The sequence below is a fragment of the Sphingomonas faeni genome (assembly GCF_023195535.1).
Lineage (GTDB): Bacteria > Pseudomonadota > Alphaproteobacteria > Sphingomonadales > Sphingomonadaceae > Sphingomonas > Sphingomonas faeni_B.
Map to the genome: position 1 here is coordinate 99,336 of NZ_JALPNF010000004.1, position 19,409 is coordinate 118,744.

13 protein-coding genes are annotated in these 19,409 nt (G+C 66.2%); 10 read left to right on the forward strand and 3 right to left on the reverse strand.

Annotated features, from left to right (window positions below; genetic code table 11):
• The first annotated feature begins 374 nt into the window (after window positions 1–374).
• A complete protein-coding gene (locus tag SPHN_RS10275; RefSeq protein ID WP_248523058.1) occupies window positions 375–848 on the forward strand; it encodes a hemerythrin domain-containing protein in 474 nt (157 codons plus the stop codon).
• Between the two features lie 24 nt (window positions 849–872).
• On the opposite strand, the gene SPHN_RS10280 is transcribed toward SPHN_RS10275, so the two are convergent.
• Window positions 873–1,622 carry a M15 family metallopeptidase gene (locus SPHN_RS10280; protein ID WP_248523059.1) on the reverse strand — a complete coding sequence of 250 codons (750 nt, stop codon included), beginning with the start codon at window positions 1,620–1,622 and terminating at the stop codon, window positions 873–875.
• 47 nt (window positions 1,623–1,669) lie between these two features.
• On the opposite strand from SPHN_RS10280, the gene SPHN_RS10285 reads away from it, so the two are divergent.
• Window positions 1,670–2,389, forward strand: coding sequence for an RluA family pseudouridine synthase (locus SPHN_RS10285; protein WP_248523060.1), 720 nt, complete (start codon window positions 1,670–1,672; stop codon window positions 2,387–2,389).
• A 19-nt stretch (window positions 2,390–2,408) separates the two neighbouring features.
• Entirely contained in the window at window positions 2,409–2,834 is a 426-nt protein-coding gene (arfB, locus tag SPHN_RS10290) for an alternative ribosome rescue aminoacyl-tRNA hydrolase ArfB (protein ID WP_248523061.1), read from the forward strand.
• 115 nt (window positions 2,835–2,949) lie between these two features.
• Here arfB and SPHN_RS10295 read toward each other — a convergent pair whose 3' ends face one another.
• Window positions 2,950–3,114, reverse strand: coding sequence for a hypothetical protein (locus SPHN_RS10295; RefSeq protein ID WP_248523062.1), 165 nt, complete (start codon window positions 3,112–3,114; stop codon window positions 2,950–2,952).
• Window positions 3,115–3,199: 85 nt separating this feature from the next.
• On the opposite strand from SPHN_RS10295, the gene SPHN_RS10300 reads away from it, so the two are divergent.
• The 5 genes from SPHN_RS10300 (at window position 3,200) to SPHN_RS10320 (ending at window position 13,101) form a co-directional block, all read left to right on the forward strand.
• Complete coding sequence (locus SPHN_RS10300; protein ID WP_248523063.1) at window positions 3,200–3,691, forward strand: GAF domain-containing protein; 492 nt, start codon at window positions 3,200–3,202, stop codon at window positions 3,689–3,691.
• 117 nt (window positions 3,692–3,808) lie between these two features.
• Window positions 3,809–4,951 carry an RcnB family protein gene (locus tag SPHN_RS10305; protein WP_248523064.1) on the forward strand — a complete coding sequence of 381 codons (1,143 nt, stop codon included), beginning with the start codon at window positions 3,809–3,811 and terminating at the stop codon, window positions 4,949–4,951.
• A 401-nt stretch (window positions 4,952–5,352) separates the two neighbouring features.
• Complete coding sequence (locus SPHN_RS10310; protein ID WP_248523065.1) at window positions 5,353–8,304, forward strand: TonB-dependent receptor; 2,952 nt, start codon at window positions 5,353–5,355, stop codon at window positions 8,302–8,304.
• Window positions 8,305–8,326: 22 nt separating this feature from the next.
• Complete coding sequence (gene galA, locus SPHN_RS10315; RefSeq protein ID WP_248523066.1) at window positions 8,327–10,798, forward strand: beta-galactosidase GalA; 2,472 nt, start codon at window positions 8,327–8,329, stop codon at window positions 10,796–10,798.
• Window positions 10,795–13,101: a DPP IV N-terminal domain-containing protein gene (locus SPHN_RS10320; RefSeq protein WP_248523067.1), complete on the forward strand. Its 2,307-nt coding sequence runs from the start codon at window positions 10,795–10,797 to the stop codon at window positions 13,099–13,101. Before galA ends, SPHN_RS10320 begins: the two co-directional genes overlap by 4 nt.
• 105 nt (window positions 13,102–13,206) lie before the next feature.
• Here SPHN_RS10320 and SPHN_RS10325 read toward each other — a convergent pair whose 3' ends face one another.
• Window positions 13,207–15,933 (reverse strand): DUF5695 domain-containing protein, encoded by a 2,727-nt coding sequence (locus SPHN_RS10325; protein WP_248523068.1) that lies wholly within the window; start codon window positions 15,931–15,933, stop codon window positions 13,207–13,209.
• 92 nt (window positions 15,934–16,025) lie between these two features.
• Between SPHN_RS10325 and SPHN_RS10330 the strand changes: the two genes are divergently transcribed.
• Window positions 16,026–18,392, forward strand: coding sequence for a glycoside hydrolase family 127 protein (locus tag SPHN_RS10330; RefSeq protein WP_248523069.1), 2,367 nt, complete (start codon window positions 16,026–16,028; stop codon window positions 18,390–18,392).
• 14 nt (window positions 18,393–18,406) lie between these two features.
• Window positions 18,407–19,408, forward strand: coding sequence for an Ldh family oxidoreductase (locus tag SPHN_RS10335; RefSeq protein WP_248523298.1), 1,002 nt, complete (start codon window positions 18,407–18,409; stop codon window positions 19,406–19,408).
• Window position 19,409 lies beyond the last annotated feature (1 nt).

The following is a 19,409-nucleotide window of genomic DNA, read 5'->3' on the forward strand; positions in this document are numbered from 1 at the left end:
TCGCCCTATAAAAACTGACGGATCAGTCGTAATTTCGTGCTTGGGAACCCCCAAGCGGGACGCACGTTCACGCAAAAAGGCCGCGCGCATCAGGTGCGGCGGCTCTCAGCGTATGAAACCTCGGTATCCAATACGATCGACACGCTGCGCGACGGCATGTCATTTCCCGGATGCAGTGGTGAAGAGCGGATCTAGGCGCGGGGCGGCGTCTTGTCAACGGGAGCCCCTGCCGGTCGAGCGCGGATCGAAACCGCGCAGTGGGTCGATATCCCTCATTCAGACTGTCGGAAATACTATAGATTGGACATACTCGATAGCATTAGGCGCATCCTTCACGAGAGTTCGATCGTATGTTCGGTACAGTTGAGGGCGGAATGAGCGATATGATATCAGTATCGGACCAGGACCGGGCAAATTGGGCGCGGTTGATCAGCGACCATGAACGCATCGCGGATCAATGCGCAGGGCTCGCAGCACTTTCGCAAAAGTCTAGCGCCGAGAGTGGTTTAGCATCGCGCAAGCTGATCGAGCTGGCCGTTTCGGTGGCCGATCATCTCAAGGTCGAGGACGAAGTGATCGATCGCACCGTGGTCGCGATGGAGGCGCATTGCTCGGCGGACACGATTGCGATGATGGAAGAGGATCTCGATATCCTCCGTTCGGACTGGAAGGCGTTCATCGGTCGCTGGCTGCCGGTGATCAAGCCGGGCGACTGGAAGCTGTTCGGAATCCAGGCCGAGTCGATGATGAACCGGCTGTCGGAGCAGGTAAAGCTGGAGACGAAGCTGCTGTACGATCATGCCTTGCAGGACGGCGTAGTGCCGGCCGGCAGCCTCGTTCTGCACTGATTGGGGGAAACACCACGATCGGGGCTAGCGGCGTCGCTTCTTTTTCGTGATGGCCGGGGGCGCGGCCGGCGTCGGTAGCGGTGGCTGCGCTATGATCTTCACGACGAGCGGCTGCACCGCTGGGCTCGCCGGATAGAGCGACCGGGCTCGCGCGAACACGAAGCGCGCCTTGGCGGCACCCGGCGCTTCCGCGGTCGGGCCGACCCAGCGCCAATGCCAGGGTTCCCACTTAACGTGCTGTTTGTTGCTGCCGGGAAAGCTCTGTTCGAACCCGAAGCGCGGCGCGTTCCGCAGCAGCCAGCGTGCAGCGGGGGTTGCCGCCATGCACGCTTCCGCATCGGGGCATCCGTTCGCCGGGCGGACCGCGAAGTCGAGCGCATAGCCGGTCGAGTGCTCGCTATAGCCGGGGGGCGCGACCGAGATGGCGCGGTCGGCGGGATCGCTGCCGCCGCCGCGACAGAATACCGCGCGCTGCCGGGCGATCGAGCGCTGGCACGACAGCGCCTTCAACTGCCCCATGACCGACGGATCGCCCTGCGCCGCCGCGAACAGGCGCAACAGGTCGGGCAGCATGTCCGCGCGCACGACGCACGGGTTGCCCACCGAATAGTCCGAGGGCAGCGTGACGAGTTCGGTTTCCGCGGCATCGCCGTAGGGAAGATGCCCGAACGCACGGCCATCGGCGCTGATCGCGGCGCTCTGGCCTTCGCACAATTGTGCCTCGGCGACGGTCGGTGCCAGGACCAGCACAAGGGCAACTATACGGTGCAACATCGCGACGGCTCTGGCACGCAGGCGCTAATGATGGCAAGGGCGGCGGCATGCATGGTGAACGCGTACTCTTCCTCGACGGCGAGGCCCTGGTAATCGACAAACCCGCGGGGTTGCCGGTCGATCCGCCCCGCGATGGCTCGCTGAGCCTCGAAAATCATCTCGAAAGCCTGAAGTTCGGCTTCCAGCGCTGGCCGAAAGCCGTCCACCGCCTGGACCGCGACACGAGCGGCTGTCTGCTGCTGTCGCGCAATCCGAAGGCGCATGCCCGGTTGCAGCAGGCGTTCGAGCAGGGCCTCGTCTCGAAGCGCTACGTCGCGCTGCTCGACGGCGTGGTCGAGGGGACGTCCGGCCTGATCGAGATGGCGCTCGGCAAGGTCAGCACGGCTGAAACCGGCTGGCGGATGGTCGAGGACCCGGACGGCAAGAAGTCGCGGACCAAGTGGCGCGTGCTGGAGATCAAGGACGGCCGCTCGCTGGTCGAGTTCTTGCCCGAGACGGGGCGGACGCACCAGATCCGCGTGCATGCCGCGAGCGGTCTCGGCGCGCCGGTGGTCGGCGACGGCGTCTACGGCAAGGCGGACGGGCTGGGCATGATGCTCCATGCGCAGCGCCTGATCGTGCCGCGTCCGGGCAAGCCCGACGTGCTCGCCGAAGCGCCGTTGCCCGAGCGGTTCGCCAAGGCCGGGTTCGCGGACGAGGCTGCTCCGGTCGCGGAGGGCGCACCGAATGCCGACGCGGTGACGACGCCCGACCCCACCGACGGCTGAGAGCCAAGGGGAGGGGCTGATGGTCGCGATCCCAATCACCCGGTCGATCTCGATCGACGACAACGAGCTGATCGAGAGCACCACGCGCTCGGGCGGTCCCGGCGGCCAGCACGTCAACACCACCGACAGCGCGGTGATCCTGCGCTTCGACGTCGGCCTGTCGCCCGGCCTGCCGCTGGCGGTAAAGAACCGCATCGCGGTGCTGGCGAGCTCGCGCCTGACGCGCGACGGCGTACTGGTGCTCCGCAGTGAGGGATCGCGGTCGCAGCTGCTCAATCGCCAGGAAGTCCGCGAACGGCTGGTGGCGTTGATCAAGGAGGCGACGATCGTCCCCAAGGCGCGGCGCGCGACCAAGCCGTCCAAGGCGGCGAAGGCCCGACGCGTCGACACGAAGAAGGTGCGGAGTGGGGTCAAGGCCGGGCGCGGTAAGGTCCGCGACGATTGAGGGGGGTGGGCTGTTCTCAGCCACGCTCGTCATTCCCGGGCAAGTTCGTCAGATCGGCAAAGTCGTTAGCCCGTCGGTTTCGTCCTCCCCCACCAACTCCGTCACCCCAAGTCCGTCACCCCAGCGAAAGCTGGGGTATCCCCGTGGTGTGCGCCGCCCGCGCCTCGATGATACCCCAGCTTTCGCTGGGGTGACGAAGGTGGTTGAGGATGGTCACGGGCGGGTGACCGTTGGGTATTGTGGGTTGGATGTCGGAGGCGTCGTGTTCGATCTCAAACACTCTCGATTCCCCCAAGCCCTGTTTTCCAGTTCCCCAAACCCTATCTCCGCGATCATCCGGCGCGAAGCCGACCAAGGAAGACGCCATGTACCAGTTCGACATCTCAGCCGGCAGCAAGGCCGATCTCTACCGCGACCTTCTCGCCGCGCTCGACGCGCTGACCGCGGACGAGCGCGATCCGATCGCCAACATGGCGAACGCTGCCGCGTTGGTGTGGGAATATCTGCCCGACTTGAACTGGGCGGGCTTTTACCGGCTCGTCCCCGAGGCACAGGGCGGCGAACTCGTGCTCGGGCCGTTCCAGGGCAAGGTCGCCTGCATTCGCATCCCAGTCGGCAAGGGCGTCTGCGGTGCCGCCGCCGCCACGCTGATGACGCAACTGGTCGAGGACGTGCACGCGTTCCCCGGCCACATCGCCTGCGACGCCGCGAGCCGCTCCGAACTGGTCGTGCCGGTGACGAAGGACGGTGCGCTGATCGCGGTCCTCGATCTCGATAGTCCCGAACCGGCGCGGTTCGACGCGGAGGACGCGGCAGGCTGCGAGGCGCTGGCAGCCCTGCTCGGCCAGCGGCTGTAGCGCTGATCCGTTTCGGGACGGTACGCTTGCTGGTGACTCGCCTGCGGCTTTGGTAAGCAACCCGTCAAGACATCCGGCGTTTGCGCGGGATCGGGTGGCGGAACCAGGGAGACGGACATGCGGAGCCTTTTGATCGCGAGCGCAGGGCTTGCCATCGCCGGTGACGGCGCAGCGCAGGCCCAGCAGCGCCCCGGCGCCAGCTACGGCGTGCCGGGCGCGACGATGCAGGCACCGATGGCAGATCCCCGTCGGCCGGGACCGATCGCCGCGCGTCTGCCCATCGTTCACACGTCCTCTCGACCGGTCGAATCGCAGCAGGCTGCATCGCGTCGCCAGCCGCGTTGGGGCAGCAAGATCGGCGGGCGCTGGTGGGGTGGTGCCAACGCGCCCGGCGGCTGGGCGGGATACCGTCGCCCACATCGCGGCTGGGCCGTGCCGACCTATTGGAACGCACCGCGCTTCTACATCGGCGACTGGTCGACCTACGGCCTTTCGCAGCCGCCGCAGGGCTATAACTGGGCGCGCTATTACGACGACGCGGTGCTGATCGACTCGCGCGGATCGGTCTACGACATGGCGAGCGACATCGATTGGGATCGCTCCGACTCGAACGGGTACGTCGCGATCAGCCCGCGCGACTATGCGGCCAGCGACTCGGTCTATGCCGGCCCAGGCGACCGCGGCTACGCTCCACCTTACGACGACCGCGGTGCGCCTCGGCGCGACACCGGGGTCGGTGGTGCCGCGATCGGCGCGGTCGCCGGCGGTGTCGCGGGCAACGTCATCGCTGGGCGCGGCAATCGCCTTGGCGGTACGCTGGTCGGCGCGGGCGTCGGTGCGGCGGCAGGCTATGCGATCGACAAGACCGAGGACCAGCGCCGTCCCGCGCCGCCGCCGAGGGCAGGGTACGGCGCTGGCTATGCGCCGCCGCCGGCTTACGCTGGCTATGCGCCGCCGCCAGCTTACGCTGGCTATGCGGAACCGCCGGCTTACGAACCGGATTATGCGCCGGAGGAATCCTACGGGGGCGATTATCCGCAACCGCCTGGCTATGCGGCAGCACCGGGCGGCACATGGGTTTCGCCCGACGGCATGACGACGGTGACGACGACCGGCGGCAGCGTCTATCCGGCCGGTTCGACCACCATCATGGTCCAGTCCGCGCCGATGGTGACCACGACGACCACTACCACCGACTATTGCGACGCAGGATCGCACGCCCCGCGCAAAGCCTGGCGCAGGCGCACGCAGCGGAACTGAGACTGCCGTCGATCGCACGCAGGTTGGCCGGAAGCGCGCCGTCTCGCGTATCGTCTTCACGCCGGGTCTTCGACTAAGCATCGGAGCCTCGCGCGGTTATGCATCGTGCCGCAGGCGCGTTCGCCTTTGGCATGCGGCGCCGTGGACCTTGGCGTTCGTCCGGAGCGACGCAGGTCAGCGTAACCGAATCAATCCGGTTGATCCTTTACCCGAACAAGTCTGGCAGTCGGCACCCCGTGATATTCGCGCAGGTCGCCTTCGATTGAGGCGTGCCGTGGACATCATCACGCCTGACGCAGCCCGCAACAGACTTTGAATATAGGATATCGTATATTATATTTGACATAGTTTCGGTGACGTGATGGACTGCGCGCAACATCCAAACAGGGACGCGGGCAGTCATGACATATTTGGTCAAGAAACTACGGGGTCGGGCGGGCGTCGGGGCCATGGTCGCGATGCTGCTGTCGTCCAGCGCCTATGCGCAGGTTTTGCCTGCGCCGGAGCCGAGCGATGGAGTCAGCGCTGGGCCGAGCGTCGATGAAGTAATCGTCGTGACCGGCACGCGCATCCGCCGCCCCGATCTGCAGAGCAACAGTCCGATCACGTCGGTGACGGACCAGGAGATCAAATATCAGGGCGCGGTCAACGTCGAGAGCGTGCTGAACCGCCTGCCGCAGTTCACCGCCGACGCTAACGAGAACGTCTCGAACGGCTCGGACGGCACGGCCAACATCAATCTGCGCAACCTCGGCTCCAATCGGACGCTCATCCTGCTCAACGGCCAGCGTTTGTTGCCGCAACAGGCGATCGATCTGAACTTCGTGCCCTCCGCGCTGATCGACCGGGTCGACGTGGTGACCGGCGGCGCGTCGGCGGTGTATGGGTCCGACGCTGTGGCGGGCGTGGTCAACTTCGTGCTGAAGGATCACCTCGACGGGTTGCGGATCGATGTGCAGGCCGGGCTCGGCGTGCACACCAACGACAACGGCGCGGTGCGCGATATCATCAACACGCGCGGCTATGCCAATGCGCCGCGCCGCGTCGCCGATGGCGGCAAGCAGGACATCAACGCGGCGTACGGCAAGAACTTCGCCGATGGTCGCGGCAACGTCACCGTCTATGGCGGGTATCGTCACACCGATCCGGTATTGCAGGCGAACCGCGACGTATCGGCCTGCGCGCTGAACCAGGCGGACGATGCCGGCACGGGTCTGGTCTGCGGCGGATCGAGTAACTCGCCCTACGGCACGTTCGCCCCACTCGGTGGGCCCAATGCCGGCAAGACGCTGACCAACAACATGAACGGCACGCAGACCTGGGTGCCCTACACGTCCGCCTACGCCTATAACTACTCGCCGACCAACTACCTCCAGCGGTCCGACGATCGCTACATCGGCGGCGCATTCGCCAAGTTCGAGATCGCGCCGATCGCCGAAGTCTATGGCAGCTTCATGTACATGAAGGACCACACCTTCTCGCAGGTCGCGCCGTCCGCGCTGTTCCTGGGAACGAGCTTCACCGTGCCGTGCGACAACCCGCTGATGAGCGCGGCGCAACAACAGTCGTTGTGCGGCGCGAGCGCCGGGACATCGGCGACGCAGGACACGCTGATCGGCTATCGGCTCGGCGACGGGCAGTCGCGACGCGACGACCTTCGCCATCAGGATTACCGCTACTCCGCCGGTGTGCGCGGCGATCTCGGCCACGGTTTCCAATACGACGTGAACTATTTGCATTCGTTGGTGAAGTTCAACGAGACGTACATGAACAACGTCGACAACGTGAAGGCGCAGCGCGCGCTCGACGTGGTCAACGTCAACGGCGTACCGACCTGTCGTTCGGTGATCGACGGCAGCGATCCGGCCTGCATACCGGTCAACGTGTTCCAGCCCAACGCCATCACCGACACGCAGGCCGCCTATCTGTTTTCGGAGAGCAACACCGCGTCGCGCAATGCGCTCACGGTGATCTCCGCGAACGTCAACGGCGACCTCGGCACGTTCGGCATCACCAGCCCCTGGGCCAAGCGCGGCGTCAACATCGCGATCGGCGCCGAGCGTCGCCGCGAGACGCTGAACTACACCGCGGACGCGGTGGCCGAACAGGGCGGCGCGACCGACTCCGACGGCCGCATCACCGTCAACGAAGCGTATGGCGAGATCGAAATTCCGATCCTGCAGAACCTGCCGTTCGCGCATGCGCTGACCATCAACGGCGGCCTTCGCTATTCGGCGTATCGCAACGACCAGCAATCGACCGGACTGAAGTCGAAATACAATGTCTGGACCTACAAGGGTGAAGCGAGCTGGGCGCCGTCCGAGGATGCGCGTCTTCGCTTCAGCTACAACCGCGCGATCCGCGCGCCCAATATCGGCGAGCTGTTCGGATCGCGATCGATCGGCAACGTCGCCGCGCAGGATCCGTGCTCCGGCGCATCGCCGACCGCATCGCTCGACGTGTGCCGGCTGACCGGGGTGACGCAGGCACAATATGGCAACATCATCGAATGTCCGTCGGATACGTGCTCGGCACAGTTTGGCGGGAACGTCGCGCTGAAGCCTGAAAAGGCGGATACCTATACGGCGGGTATCGTGCTGACCCCGCGGATGCTGCGCAACTTCACGCTGACCGTCGATTATTTCCACGTGAAGGTGAAGGACTATATCAGCTCGGTCGATCCATCGCTCGCGATCAGCCAGTGCGTCGCGGGTGGCGATCCGTTCTATTGCGGACTGTTTACGCGCGATCCGCGCTCGGGCGCGATCTTCGGGACCAACGGCTATATCGTCTCGACGACGTACAATACCGGATCGCTGACGACCTCCGGCGTCGACATCACTGCCGATTACACGTTCGGCATCGGCGCGTTCGGCAAGATCAACCTCAACCTGGTCGGCACGCGCCTGATCGAACAGGCCGCCGAACCGCTGGCAGGTCTGGGCAGCTATGATTGCAGGGGGCTGTACGGCTATACCTGCGGCCAGCCCAACCCGACATGGCGGCATGCGATGCGGACGACCTGGCAGATGCCGCAGGGTGCATCGGTATCGGTGTCGTGGCGCCATACCGATGCAGTCACGCTGTCGTCGCTGTCCGACAACAGCTTCCTTGCCGGCACGCCGAGCGTCATTAACAAGAAGATCTCGGCCTATAATTACATTGATCTCGCCGGTACCGTCGCAGTCGGGCGGGGGCTCCAGTTGCGCGCCGGCGTCAACAACCTGTTCGACAAGGATCCACCGGCGATCGCGGCCGGCATCCTGTCGTCGTTCGGTAACGGCAATACCTATCCCGGCGTGTACGATACGCTGGGGCGGACGATGTTCGTTGGCGCCACGGTGAATTTCTGACGGTGACCGCTGGGGTAATGGTATGACGAGCTTGGTCCGCCGCGACGTTTTGAAGACGGGCGGCGTGACCGCGCTTGCTGCGATCGTTCCCGCAATGCCGATCGCTGCGGCGGGGACGTCTCCCTCGGTCGGCCCGCGCGAGATCGTCTCGCTCGGGACCGGGTGGCGGTTTCATCTGGGGCACGCGAGCGATCCGGCGAAGGATTTCGGCTTCGGCCGTTCGCACGACACCTATGCCAAGTCGGGCGATGTCGGCACGCCGGTTGCCGAAGCGAAATTCGACGATAGCGCTTGGGAGTCAGTGACGCTGCCGCACGACTGGGCGGTCGACCTGCCGTTTGTGAAATTCGGACCGGCGGGGAGCGAGGCGGACCGCACCGGATCGTTCCAGGGGTTCAAGCCGGTTGGGCGGATGTGGCCCGCGACCAGCGTCGGCTGGTATCGGCGCGTGATCCCGCTGGCGAAGGCGGATTCGGGGCGGCGGTTGTTGCTCCAGTTCGACGGGGTGGCGCGCGATTGCATCGTGATCCTCAACGGCTTCGTCGTCGGCGCCAACGAAAGCGGCTACGCGCCGTTCGAGATCGACGTGACCGACTTCGCCAAACCGGGCGAGGATAATGTGCTCGTCATCCGCTGCGACGTGAGCTTGGGCGAGGCGTGGTCGTACGAGGGGGCGGGGCTCTACCGCGACGTGCGACTGGTGAAGACGTCGCCCGCGCATGTCCGGCGCTGGGGTGCGACCGTGCGCTGTTCCGTCGAGGCCGGCGGCGCGACGGTCCGGGTTGCGACCGAGATTGCGAATGATGGCCGTGCGTGTGAGGCGCGGGTTCGATCGACGGTGATCGGTCCGGACGGGAAGACGGTCGCGGCGCTGTTCGCGGACCCGCTCGGCTTGCCGGCCTGGGGTACCGTGACGGCTGCGCAGGAGACACGCATCGCCGCGCCCGCGCTCTGGTCGCTGGAGACGCCGCACCTTTATACCTTGGTCAGCGAGATCCTCGTCGACGGCGTGGTGGTCGATCGCGACACGTGCAGCTTCGGGATCCGCACGATCCGCTTCGATGCGAACCGCGGGTTTTTCCTCAACGGCAAGCCGGTCAAGATCAAGGGCACCTGCAACCATCAGGATCACGCCGGGGTCGGCTTCGCGGTGCCCGACAGCCTGCACGTCTGGCGGCTCGAACGGCTGAAGGCGATGGGCAGCAACGCCTATCGCTCGACGCATCATTCGCCGTCGCCCGCGGTCCTCGACGCGTGCGACCGGATGGGCATCCTGATGATCGACGAGACGCGGCAGATGTCGAGCAATGCCGAGGGGCTGGGGCAGCTCGAACGGATGGTGCGGCAAGGGCGCAACCATCCGAGCATCATCCTGTGGAGCATCGGCAACGAGGAGATCCACCGCGGCAGCGAGACCGGCGCGCGGATCGCCGAGACGATGAAGCGCAAAGTGTACGAACTCGACGGGACGCGGTCGGTGACGGAGGCGTTCAACGGCAAGTTCGGCGAGGGGGCGTCGCGCGTGCTCGACGTGATGGGGTGCAATTATTACCTCGACGCGATCGATCCGTACCACGCCGCGCATCCCGACATGCCGATGATCGGTACCGAGACGGGCAGCACGGTGATGACCCGCGGCGAATATGCGCGCGACGACAAACAGGGCTTCGTGCCCGCCTACGATCGCGAGTTTCCCAAATGGGCGACGACCGCGGAGACGTGGTGGAGCTTCTACGACGCGCGGCCATTCCTGAGCGGCGGGTTCGTCTGGACCGGGTTCGACTATCGCGGCGAACCTACGCCGTTCGAACGCTGGCCCGAGAACGTCTCGAACTTCGGCCAGATGGACCTCTGCGGCTTCCCCAAGGACAATTACTTTTACTACCGCGCGTGGTGGAGCGGGGAGCCGGTGCTGCACCTGTTCCCCCACTGGAACTGGGCCGGGCGCGAAGGCCAGTCGGTCTCGGTGTGGGTGCACAGCAATTGCGACGCGGTCGAGCTGGTCCTGAACGGACGGAGTCTCGGACGGCAATCGGTCGTGAAGAACACGCATCTCGAATGGCAGGTGGCGTATGCCCCGGGGCGGATCGAGGCGCACGGGTATCGCGGCGGCAAGCGCGTGATGCATGCGGTGCGCGAGACCACCGGCGCGCCGGCATGGATCGGCCTGTCGAGCGACCGGCGGCAGCTGGCGCCGGGCGAGGTCGCGGTCGTGCGCGTGGCGATCCTCGACGCGAAACGGCGCGAAATGCCTACCGCGTCCAATCGCGTGTCGTTCACGCTGACGGGTGATGCGAAACTGCTCGGTGTCGGCAACGGCGATCCGCGGAGTCTGGAGCCCGATCATGCAATGTCGCGCTCCGCGTTCAACGGGCTCTGCATGGCGCTGGTGCAGGCGGGTGCGAAGGGCGGGCCGATCCGGCTGGAGGCGCGTGGCGACGGCCTCGCGCCGGCGATGCTGCCGCTCATCGGTCTGACCAAGGATATCCCATGACTGTACGTCGTTCGTCGCGGGCGCTCGCGCTGATCCTGTTGTGCGCTTCGGCGGCGGCGCAGGCCGCGCCCGACGAAGCCGCGTTCCGGCGATCGATCGGACTGCGCCGGGCTTGGCAGGATCTGACGCGGGAGGTCGCTTGGCCGGCGCACTGGACACCGGACGGGCGGCGCTTCTCGTATCGCAAGACGGTGGCGGGTGGGTTCGCGTTCGAGGCGGTCGACGCGCAGACGCTCGCCAAGTCGCCCGCATTTGATGCGGCCAAGCTCGCGGCGGCGTTAGGCGATGCACGGCACGAGACGGTCGATCCGATGCACCTGCCGTTTGCCGCGTTCGACTATATGGAGGACGGCAAGGCGATCGCGTTCTCGCTGGACGAGACGCGGTGGCAGTGCGGGATCGTCGTCTATCGTTGCGAGGCGGTCGTCGATCGGAGCCGACCGCGCGGCTTTGGCGTGGTGCGCGATATGGCGGTGCCGGCGGACAACAGCCCGAAGGCTTCGCCCGATGGGAATTGGACCGCGTTCGTACAGGGCGACAACCTCGTCGTGCGCAAGACCGGCGACACCACGATCGTGCCGCTCAGCGTCGATGGCACAGCGGGCGACTTCTATGATCCCGAGACGCTGCGCTGGTCGCCCGACAGTCGCCACATCATGATCTACCGCGTTCGTCCGGGGTATCAGCGGCGCGTCCTCCGCGTGGAGTCGTCGCCGCGCGACCAGCTCCAGCCAAAGCTACAAAGCCAGCTCTACCCGAAGCCCGGCGATGCGATCGACCAGGAACGGCCGGTGCTGTTCGACGTCGCGATGCGGCGGCAAACCGTGATCGACGACGCGCTTTTCCCCAACCCGTACCAACTCTCCGCACCGCGCTGGCGGAGCGACGGGCGCAGCGTGGCATTCGACTATGTCCGGCGCGGTTTCGGGCAGGCGCGCGTCATCGCGGTCGAAGCCGACACGGGCGTCGCGCATGCCGCGGTCACCGAGGACGCGAAGACGTTCGTCTATGCCGATCGTCGCTACGCGCACGAGGTCGGCGCGGATGGCCGTGAGATCGTCTGGGCGTCGGAACGCGATGGCTGGAACCATCTGTACCTGATCGACGGTCGCACCGGGGCCGTGAAAAACCGGATCACGACCGGCGACTGGGTGGTGCGCGACGTCATCGCCGTCGACGATGCCAAGCGGCAGATCATCTTTTCGGCGAGCGGTATGAATGCGGGCGAGGACCCGTATTTCCGCCACGTCTACCGGATCGATTTCGACGGGCGCCACCTGACCGCACTGACGCCCGCAAAGGCGGATCACGACACGCGGTTCTCGCCGGACGGGACGCTGTATGTCGACACCTATTCGCGCGTCGACCTGCCGACCGTCAGCGAACTTCATCGGTCGAGCGACGGTGCGCTGGTCGCGACGATCACCACGGGCGACGACAGTGCCTTGCGCACGGCGGGGTTCAGGCCGCCCGAGGCGTTCGTCGCGAAGGGGCGCGATGGCAAGACCGACATCTGGGGCGTCGTCGTCCGCCCGCACGATTACGATCCGAGCAAGCGCTATCCGGTGATCGAGAACATCTATGCGGGGCCGCACGACAGTTTCGTGCCCAAGCAATATTGGCCGTTCGGGTACCATTCCGGCGGCGACAAGGTCATCGGCATGCAGGAGCAGGCAGACCTCGGCTTCATCGTCGTGCAGATCGACGGGATGGGGACCGCCAACCGCTCGAAGGCATTCCAGGACGTCGCGTGGAAGAACCTCGCGGACTCGGGCTTTCCGGACCGGATCGCGTGGCACCGCGCGATGGCGGCGAAGGACCCGTCCTACGATATCGGCCGGGTCGGGATCTACGGCGCGTCGGCGGGTGGGCAGAGCACGCTCAACGCGCTGCTGTTCCACGGCGATTTCTACAAGGTCGGGGTGGCCTATGCCGGGTGCTACGACAACCGGATGGACAAGATCAGCTGGAACGAACAGTGGCTCGGCTGGCCGGTTGATGCGAGCTATGCCGCCGCCTCGGGGGTCGATCACGCCGCCCAACTCACGGGCAAACTGCTGATGATCGTCGGTGAGCAGGACAGCAATGTCGACCCGGCCTCGACGATGCAGGTGGCCGATGCGCTGATCCGGGCGGGGAAGGATTTCGAGCTGCTGGTGGTGCCGGGCGGCGAACATAGCGTCGGGCGCTCGACCGGGCCGATCGACTATGTCGCGCGGCGGCAGTTCGGGTTCTTCGTGCGGGAGCTTGGCGGTGAGGCGGTGCCGGATTGGAATGGGGTGTCGCTTAATCCTCCCCTTTGAGGGGAGGTGGCAGCCCGCTTGGGCTGACGGGGGGGTGGCCCGCTACCGAGAGCGCGATACCCCTCCGTCTGGCAAGCGCCAGCCACCTCCCCCTATGGGGGAGGATCAACTGGGTGACAGGGTGAGCTCGCTCGGAGCCGATTCCAGCGGAACGGTGTAGCCGCCGCGTTCGATTTGCGCCCCCCTTGCGGTGTACGGGCGGCCAGCCTTCGTTGTCGTTTCTACGAATACACGTGCGGTCGGATTGATCTTCGTCGCCGCATCGAGCGTCAGCGTGACCGCGCCGGTCCCCGGCGCATACGCCGCGCGCGCGATCTTCCCGGCTTCGAGCGTGATCCATAATCCGGCGGGTGCGATGAACAGGCGGGTGCGGGCGCCGTCCTTCGGGGCGATGCTCACCACGTCGGCCGCTTGATCGACATTGCCGCCGAAGCCTAGCCAGCCGAAGGTCGCGTCGTTGACCAGATAGCTCGCGGCGGTGATCGCGTGGCCGTAGAAGCCCATGCCGTAGTCGCCGCTATACGGGTCCCACCGCATCATGTCGGGTGCGGAGTGGAACGCGGCCGACGAGAAGCCGTCGCGGTCGATGTTGGTGATGCCGCCCATCATGCCGCCGTATGCGATCCGCAACAGCCGGAGGTCGGTCGGATCGGCGCGGTAGGCATCGAACAGCGGGACGGCGTTGAGCGTCGAACCGTAGTGATGCAGCTGGCGCTCGATCCGCGGGTATTTGCCGCCGTAGAGAAAGTCCCAATAGCGGCGCGCATTGCCGTTATAACCCCAGCTCGGGATTGTCGGATCGTAGGCGAGGATCACTTTCCGCGTGACGTCGGCCTGAGGCTGATAGCCGAAATAGCGCATCCAGGCGTAGACCTCGGGCTGGCCCGTCGAATCCCACGCCATCTCGCTGCCGAACGGATAGCGCAGCGTCCGCCAGTGATCGGCGCGCTGCTTCATCAGGCGCTCCATCTCGGTCGCCTCCGCGGTCAGGCCTTCGCGCTTCAGGTCCTTCAGGATGTCGACGAACACGTCGCCCTCCATCAGCCCGAACTGCGTGTAATAGGGCGCGTCGCGCATCATCGCGGTAGTCGTCTGGTACGCGTGGTCGAGATACCAGCGCCACGGGTGCGCGGTGACGAGGCCGGGGTGGTTGCGCGCGACGCGGTACAGCACCCAGTGGCCGATCGCGACGTGCGGGTAATTGTACGCGCGACCGAGATCGCCCGCGTCCTTCTTCGACCAGGAGGTCCAGGTCTTCCAGTCGACGGTCGGGTCGTAATAACCGGGATGCGCGGCGGGGTCGTAGTAGAACAGGCTCTTCCGCACCGCGCCGGCGTGTGGGCCGTCGGGGACTTGCAGGTCGCCCTGGATCGTCTCGTCGACGAGGCGTTGCAGCTTGGCGATCTCGGCGGGGTCGGGATTGTCGAGCTGCTTCGATATAGCCGCGACCCAGCTGCCGGCACCGCCCTCGTCGCTCATGCCGGAGATCCAGACGCGCGGGTCCTGCGTAACCACCTTGCCCGCCTCGCGGTCATAGGTGAGGATCGCGGGGTTGCGGCCGAACGGGTCGGCCTTGTCCTCGTACCATTGGTTCGTCGTGGAGAAGCGGCCGAGGTCGGCCATCGTCTGGTCGAGCGGCTTGGTGATGTAATAGCTGACCGTCTGGACGCTGCCGTCGGCATAGGTGATCGCCAGGCTCGCGCGGCCCCAGCCTTTGCTGCGGACGGTGTAACGCGCCCAGCCTTTCGCGCTCGCCGTCGGGGTTGCGACGAGTGCGCCGACCGGCAGGCTTTCGATCTTGGCGATCGGCTGCGGGGTCTTCAGGAACAGCGCGGCTTCCTGATCGGTCGGGACGACGTAGCCGGGGATGCCGACCGCGACCGGGCGGTGGTTGGCAACGAGCGTGTCCTCGATCGCGGCGATCGACGGCGCGGTGACGAAGCGGACGCCGATCGTGCGCGCTGCGCCGGGGGCGAGCGTGAAGCTGGTCGGCGTGTTCCACTGTTCGCCAGCCTTGGCCCATTCCTTCTCGGCAAAGGCTTTGCTGGCGACGGTCCAGTCGTAGAAGCCTTCGGAGGTCTGGCCGCGCTTGCTGCGGTCGGTGAAGATGTCGCCCTTGGGCGCCTTGGCGGCTTCGACGATCGGGCGGTAGGCCTCGAGCGGGGCGCCTTTTTCGGGGAGTACCAGCAACGCGGGGCCGGCACCGTTGAGGCGGGTGACCTGGAGGTAGCCGGCGTCACGGCCGATATAGGGGTCGACGAAGCTCGCCTGCGCATGCGCCTGTTCGAGGCTACGGCCGGTGATGATGTTGTCGAACACCATCGGCAGGCCGAGTGCGCCGATCTCGACGGGGGCGCTCGTGGTGTTGGTCAGCGTGAAGCGGAGCGCGAGGACGCCGTGGTCGTCGATCCAGCGGCGCTCGACGCGCAAGGGACTGGCAGCACCGAGCGACGCGGTGATGTCGGCGGCGGCGAGCGTGGTGCCGGTCGCGGGCAGGCGGCGGATGGCTTTGCGATGCTGCGCGGAGGCGAAGTCGGTCCATGCGCCGCCGGGTGGCCGCACGCGGAGGTGGATGTCGCCGATATGGACATAGCCGTCGCCCGCGCGCTCGGCCTCGCGGGCGCCGGGGACGAAGTCGAAGCCGGGCTCGGCGGCGGGCGAGAGGCGGGCGAGCGTCTGCGTATCGCTACGGAGCGCGAGGCGGAAAGCGGGGGTGCGAATCGCTGTCTGCGCGATCGGGCGGTAACTGGGCTTGGCGGGCTTGGTCTGCGCATCGCCGGGCAGCGTCGTGGTCGTTGCCAGGAGCAGCGTCAGGAGGCGGAAGGCTGTCATGGCGTTGCTCGCTCGGGTCAAAGGTTAGGATAAAGTGTCACTTGCGCTGCTCTGTCGGAGGTATAGTATACGATATCCGAATGGAGATAAAGATGTTCGCAAACCGCCGGGATGTGTTGATGGGGACGACGGCTGTGGCGCTGTTGTCGGTGGGCGAACAGGCGTTTGGCAGGGGGACGGCCACGCTGCCGGCCAGAACGAAACCGCTGCCGTTGTCGGCGGTGCGGTTGCTGCCCTCGGCCTATGCGACCGCGGTCGAGGTCAATCGCACGTACCTGCTGCGGTTGAGCGCGGACCGGTTTCTGCACAATTTCATGGTCTATGCCGGGCTGCCCGCGAAGGCGCCAATCTATGGCGGATGGGAAAGCGACACGATCGCCGGGCATACGCTCGGCCATTATCTGACCGCGCTGGTGCTGATGCACGCGCAGACCGGCGATGCGGAGTGCCGTACTCGCGCGGATTATATCGTTGCCGAACTGGCGCGGGCGCAGGCGAAGCGCGGGACGGGCTATGTCGGTGCGCTCGGGCGCAAGCGGAAGGACGGCGGAATCGTCGACGGCGAGGAGATCTTCCCCGAAGTGATGCGCGGCGAGATCAAGTCGGGCGGGTTCGATCTAAACGGGTCATGGTCGCCGCTGTATACGGTGCACAAGGTGTTCGCGGGGCTGCTCGACGTGCATGGCGCGTGGGGCAACACGCAGGCGCTGACCGTGGCGACGGGCCTCGCGACGTATTTCGCCAAAGTGTTCGCGGCGCTCGACGATGCGCAGATGCAGACCTTGCTGGGTTGCGAATATGGCGGGTTGAACGAGAGCTATGCCGAGCTATCGGCGCGGACCGGCGACAAGCAATGGCTCGACGTTGCGGAGCGGCTGTACGATCGGAAAATGCTTGATCCGATGGTCGCGGGCGAGGACAGGCTCGCCAACTTTCACGCTAATACGCAGGTGCCGAAACTGGTCGGGCTGGCGCGGATCCACGAACTGAACGGCAAGCCCGCGCCTGCCAACGCCGCGCGGTTCTTCTGGAAAACCGTCACGCAGCATCACAGCTATGTGATCGGCGGCAATGCCGACCGCGAGTATTTCTCCGGGCCCGATACGATCGCGAACCACATCACCGAGCAGACGTGCGAGCATTGCAACAGCTACAACATGCTCAAGCTGACGCAGCATCTGTACGGTTGGCAGCCGGACGGCGCGCTGTTCGATTATTACGAGCGCGCGCATCTGAACCACGTGATGGCGGCGCAGAACCCGAAGACTGCGGGGTTCAGCTATATGACGCCGCTGATGACGGGCTCGGTCCGCGAGTATTCGACGGCGAAGGACGATGCGTTCTGGTGCTGCGTCGGCAGCGGGATGGAGAGCCATGCCAAGCACGGCGAGGCGATCTTCTGGGAGGGCGACGGCACGCTGCTGGTCAATCTCTACATCCCGGCGGAGGCGCGCTGGCAAACCAGGGGTGCGGTGCTGACGCTCGACACGCGCTATCCGTTCGAGCCGGAATCGCGGGTGACGTTGACCAAGCTGGGGAAGCCGGGGCGCTTTCCGATCGCGTTGCGCGTGCCGGGGTGGGCTGCTGGGCGTGCGACGGTGACGGTCAACGGTGAGGCGGTCGAGCCGGTGCTGGCGAAGGGCTATGCGATCGTCGAGCGGCGCTGGAAGGCGGGCGATGTCGTCGCGATCAGCGTGCCGCTCGACCTGCGGCTGGAGAGTGCACCGGGCGACGTCGACACGGTCGCGGTGCTGCGCGGGCCGCTGGTGATGGCCGCCGATCTCGGGCCGACCGAGGCGAAATGGGAGCAGGCGGATCCGGCGATGGTCGGCGCGGATTTGCTTGCCGCGTTCACGCCAACCGATCGCGCGACCTATGCGACAAAGGGGATCATCCGTCCGGCGGACCTGAATTTCGTACCGTTCTACAGCCAGCATGATCGGCGCAGCGCGGTGTATTTCAAGCGCTTCAGCGAGGCGGCGTGGAAGACCGAGGAGGCAGCGTTCCTGACCGAGCAGGCGCGGCTGAAGGATATCGCCGTGCGCTCGGTCGACGTGATGCATCTCGGCGAGATGCAGCCCGAGCGTGATCATGCGCTGACGTCAGAGATCTCCTATCCGGTCAGCTATCGCGGGCGGAACGGGCGCGATGCGCGGTCGGGCGGGTATTTCGAGTTCGCGATGAAGACGCGCGCCGGACTGCTGGTATTGCAGGCGACCTATTGGGGCGACGAGCGCGCGCGCGATTTCGATATTCTGGTCGATAATGTGAAGGTCGCGACGCAGCATCTGGAGGCGGATCAGCCGGGCAAGTTCTTCGATGTCGACTATCCACTGCCGATCGGGCTGACGAAGGGGAAGCCGAGCGTGAAAGTGCGGTTCGTGCCGCATGACCGCTCGTCCGCGGGGCCTGTGTTCGGGGTGCGCATGGTTACCGCCAAGCCGGGTACGACCGCGTGAGCGACGACGTGCGGATGACACTCGACGAGGTGCGGGGGCTCGCGCGGACAGTGCTGCTCGGGGTGGGCCTGTCGCGTGTGCATGCCGAGGCGGTCGCGGAGACGATGGTCGCGGGTGAGCGCGACGGGTGTGCGAGCCACGGCATCTACCGGCTGCTGGTCGCGGCGAACAGCATCGCCAAGGGTGTCGTCGCGCTCGATCCCGAACCGGTGGTGAGCGAACCGGCGCGCGCACTCGTGCGGGTGGATGGCGGCGGCGGGTTCGCGCAACTCGCGTTCGAGCGGGGACGGCAACGGTTGGCGGAGAAGGCGCGGGCGTATGGGATCGCTGCGCTGGCGTTGAACAACGTCGTGCATTTTGCGGCATTGTGGCCGGAGGTCGAGGCGCTGGCGGAGGACGGGCTGGTCGTGCTTGCGGTCACGCCGAGCCATGCCTGGGTCGCACCGGCGGGGGGTACCTTGCCCGTGTTCGGGACCAATCCGATTGCGTTCGGCTGGCCGCGGGCGAGTGGGCATCCTTTCGTGTTCGACTTCGCGACCAGCGCGGTCGCGCGCGGCGAGATCGAGCTGCATCGGCGCGCGGGGAAGCCTGTTCCCGATGACTGGGGCTATGATGCGGACGGGCAGCCGACGACCGACGCGGCGGCGGTGTTGAACGGCGCGATGCGGACGTTCGGCGGGCATAAGGGATCGGCGCTGGCGGCTATGGTCGAGTTGCTCGCGGGGCCGCTGATCGGTGACATGACCAGCCGGGAATCGCTGGAGGCCGACGCCGCGCGTGACGGATCGCCGATTGGTGGGGAGTTGATCATCGCGATCGATCCTGCCGGGTTCCTCGGCGATGCGGTTGCCGAGCACCTCGCGCGCGCGGAAGCGATGTTCGCGGCGATCGAGGGGCAGGGCGCTCGGCTGCCGTCGCAGCGGCGGTATGCGGCGCGGGCGCGCAGTCTGACCGAGGGGGTGGTTATACCCGCCGCCCTGTACCGCGACATCATGGCGCTGGTTCCAGGAGAATGAC

Bases quoted from the DNA above. Each gene is read 5' to 3' on its own strand.
- SPHN_RS10275 (WP_248523058.1), top strand. From the start codon at position 375: ATGAGCGATATGATATCAGTATCGGACCAGGACCGGGCAAATTGGGCG.
- SPHN_RS10280 (WP_248523059.1), bottom strand. From the start codon at position 1,622: ATGTTGCACCGTATAGTTGCCCTTGTGCTGGTCCTGGCACCGACCGTC.
- SPHN_RS10285 (WP_248523060.1), top strand. From the start codon at position 1,670: ATGCATGGTGAACGCGTACTCTTCCTCGACGGCGAGGCCCTGGTAATC.
- arfB (WP_248523061.1), top strand. From the start codon at position 2,409: ATGGTCGCGATCCCAATCACCCGGTCGATCTCGATCGACGACAACGAG.
- SPHN_RS10300 (WP_248523063.1), top strand. From the start codon at position 3,200: ATGTACCAGTTCGACATCTCAGCCGGCAGCAAGGCCGATCTCTACCGC.
- SPHN_RS10305 (WP_248523064.1), top strand. From the start codon at position 3,809: ATGCGGAGCCTTTTGATCGCGAGCGCAGGGCTTGCCATCGCCGGTGAC.
- SPHN_RS10310 (WP_248523065.1), top strand. From the start codon at position 5,353: ATGACATATTTGGTCAAGAAACTACGGGGTCGGGCGGGCGTCGGGGCC.
- galA (WP_248523066.1), top strand. From the start codon at position 8,327: ATGACGAGCTTGGTCCGCCGCGACGTTTTGAAGACGGGCGGCGTGACC.
- SPHN_RS10320 (WP_248523067.1), top strand. From the start codon at position 10,795: ATGACTGTACGTCGTTCGTCGCGGGCGCTCGCGCTGATCCTGTTGTGC.
- SPHN_RS10325 (WP_248523068.1), bottom strand. From the start codon at position 15,933: ATGACAGCCTTCCGCCTCCTGACGCTGCTCCTGGCAACGACCACGACG.
- SPHN_RS10330 (WP_248523069.1), top strand. From the start codon at position 16,026: ATGTTCGCAAACCGCCGGGATGTGTTGATGGGGACGACGGCTGTGGCG.
- SPHN_RS10335 (WP_248523298.1), top strand. From the start codon at position 18,407: ATGACACTCGACGAGGTGCGGGGGCTCGCGCGGACAGTGCTGCTCGGG.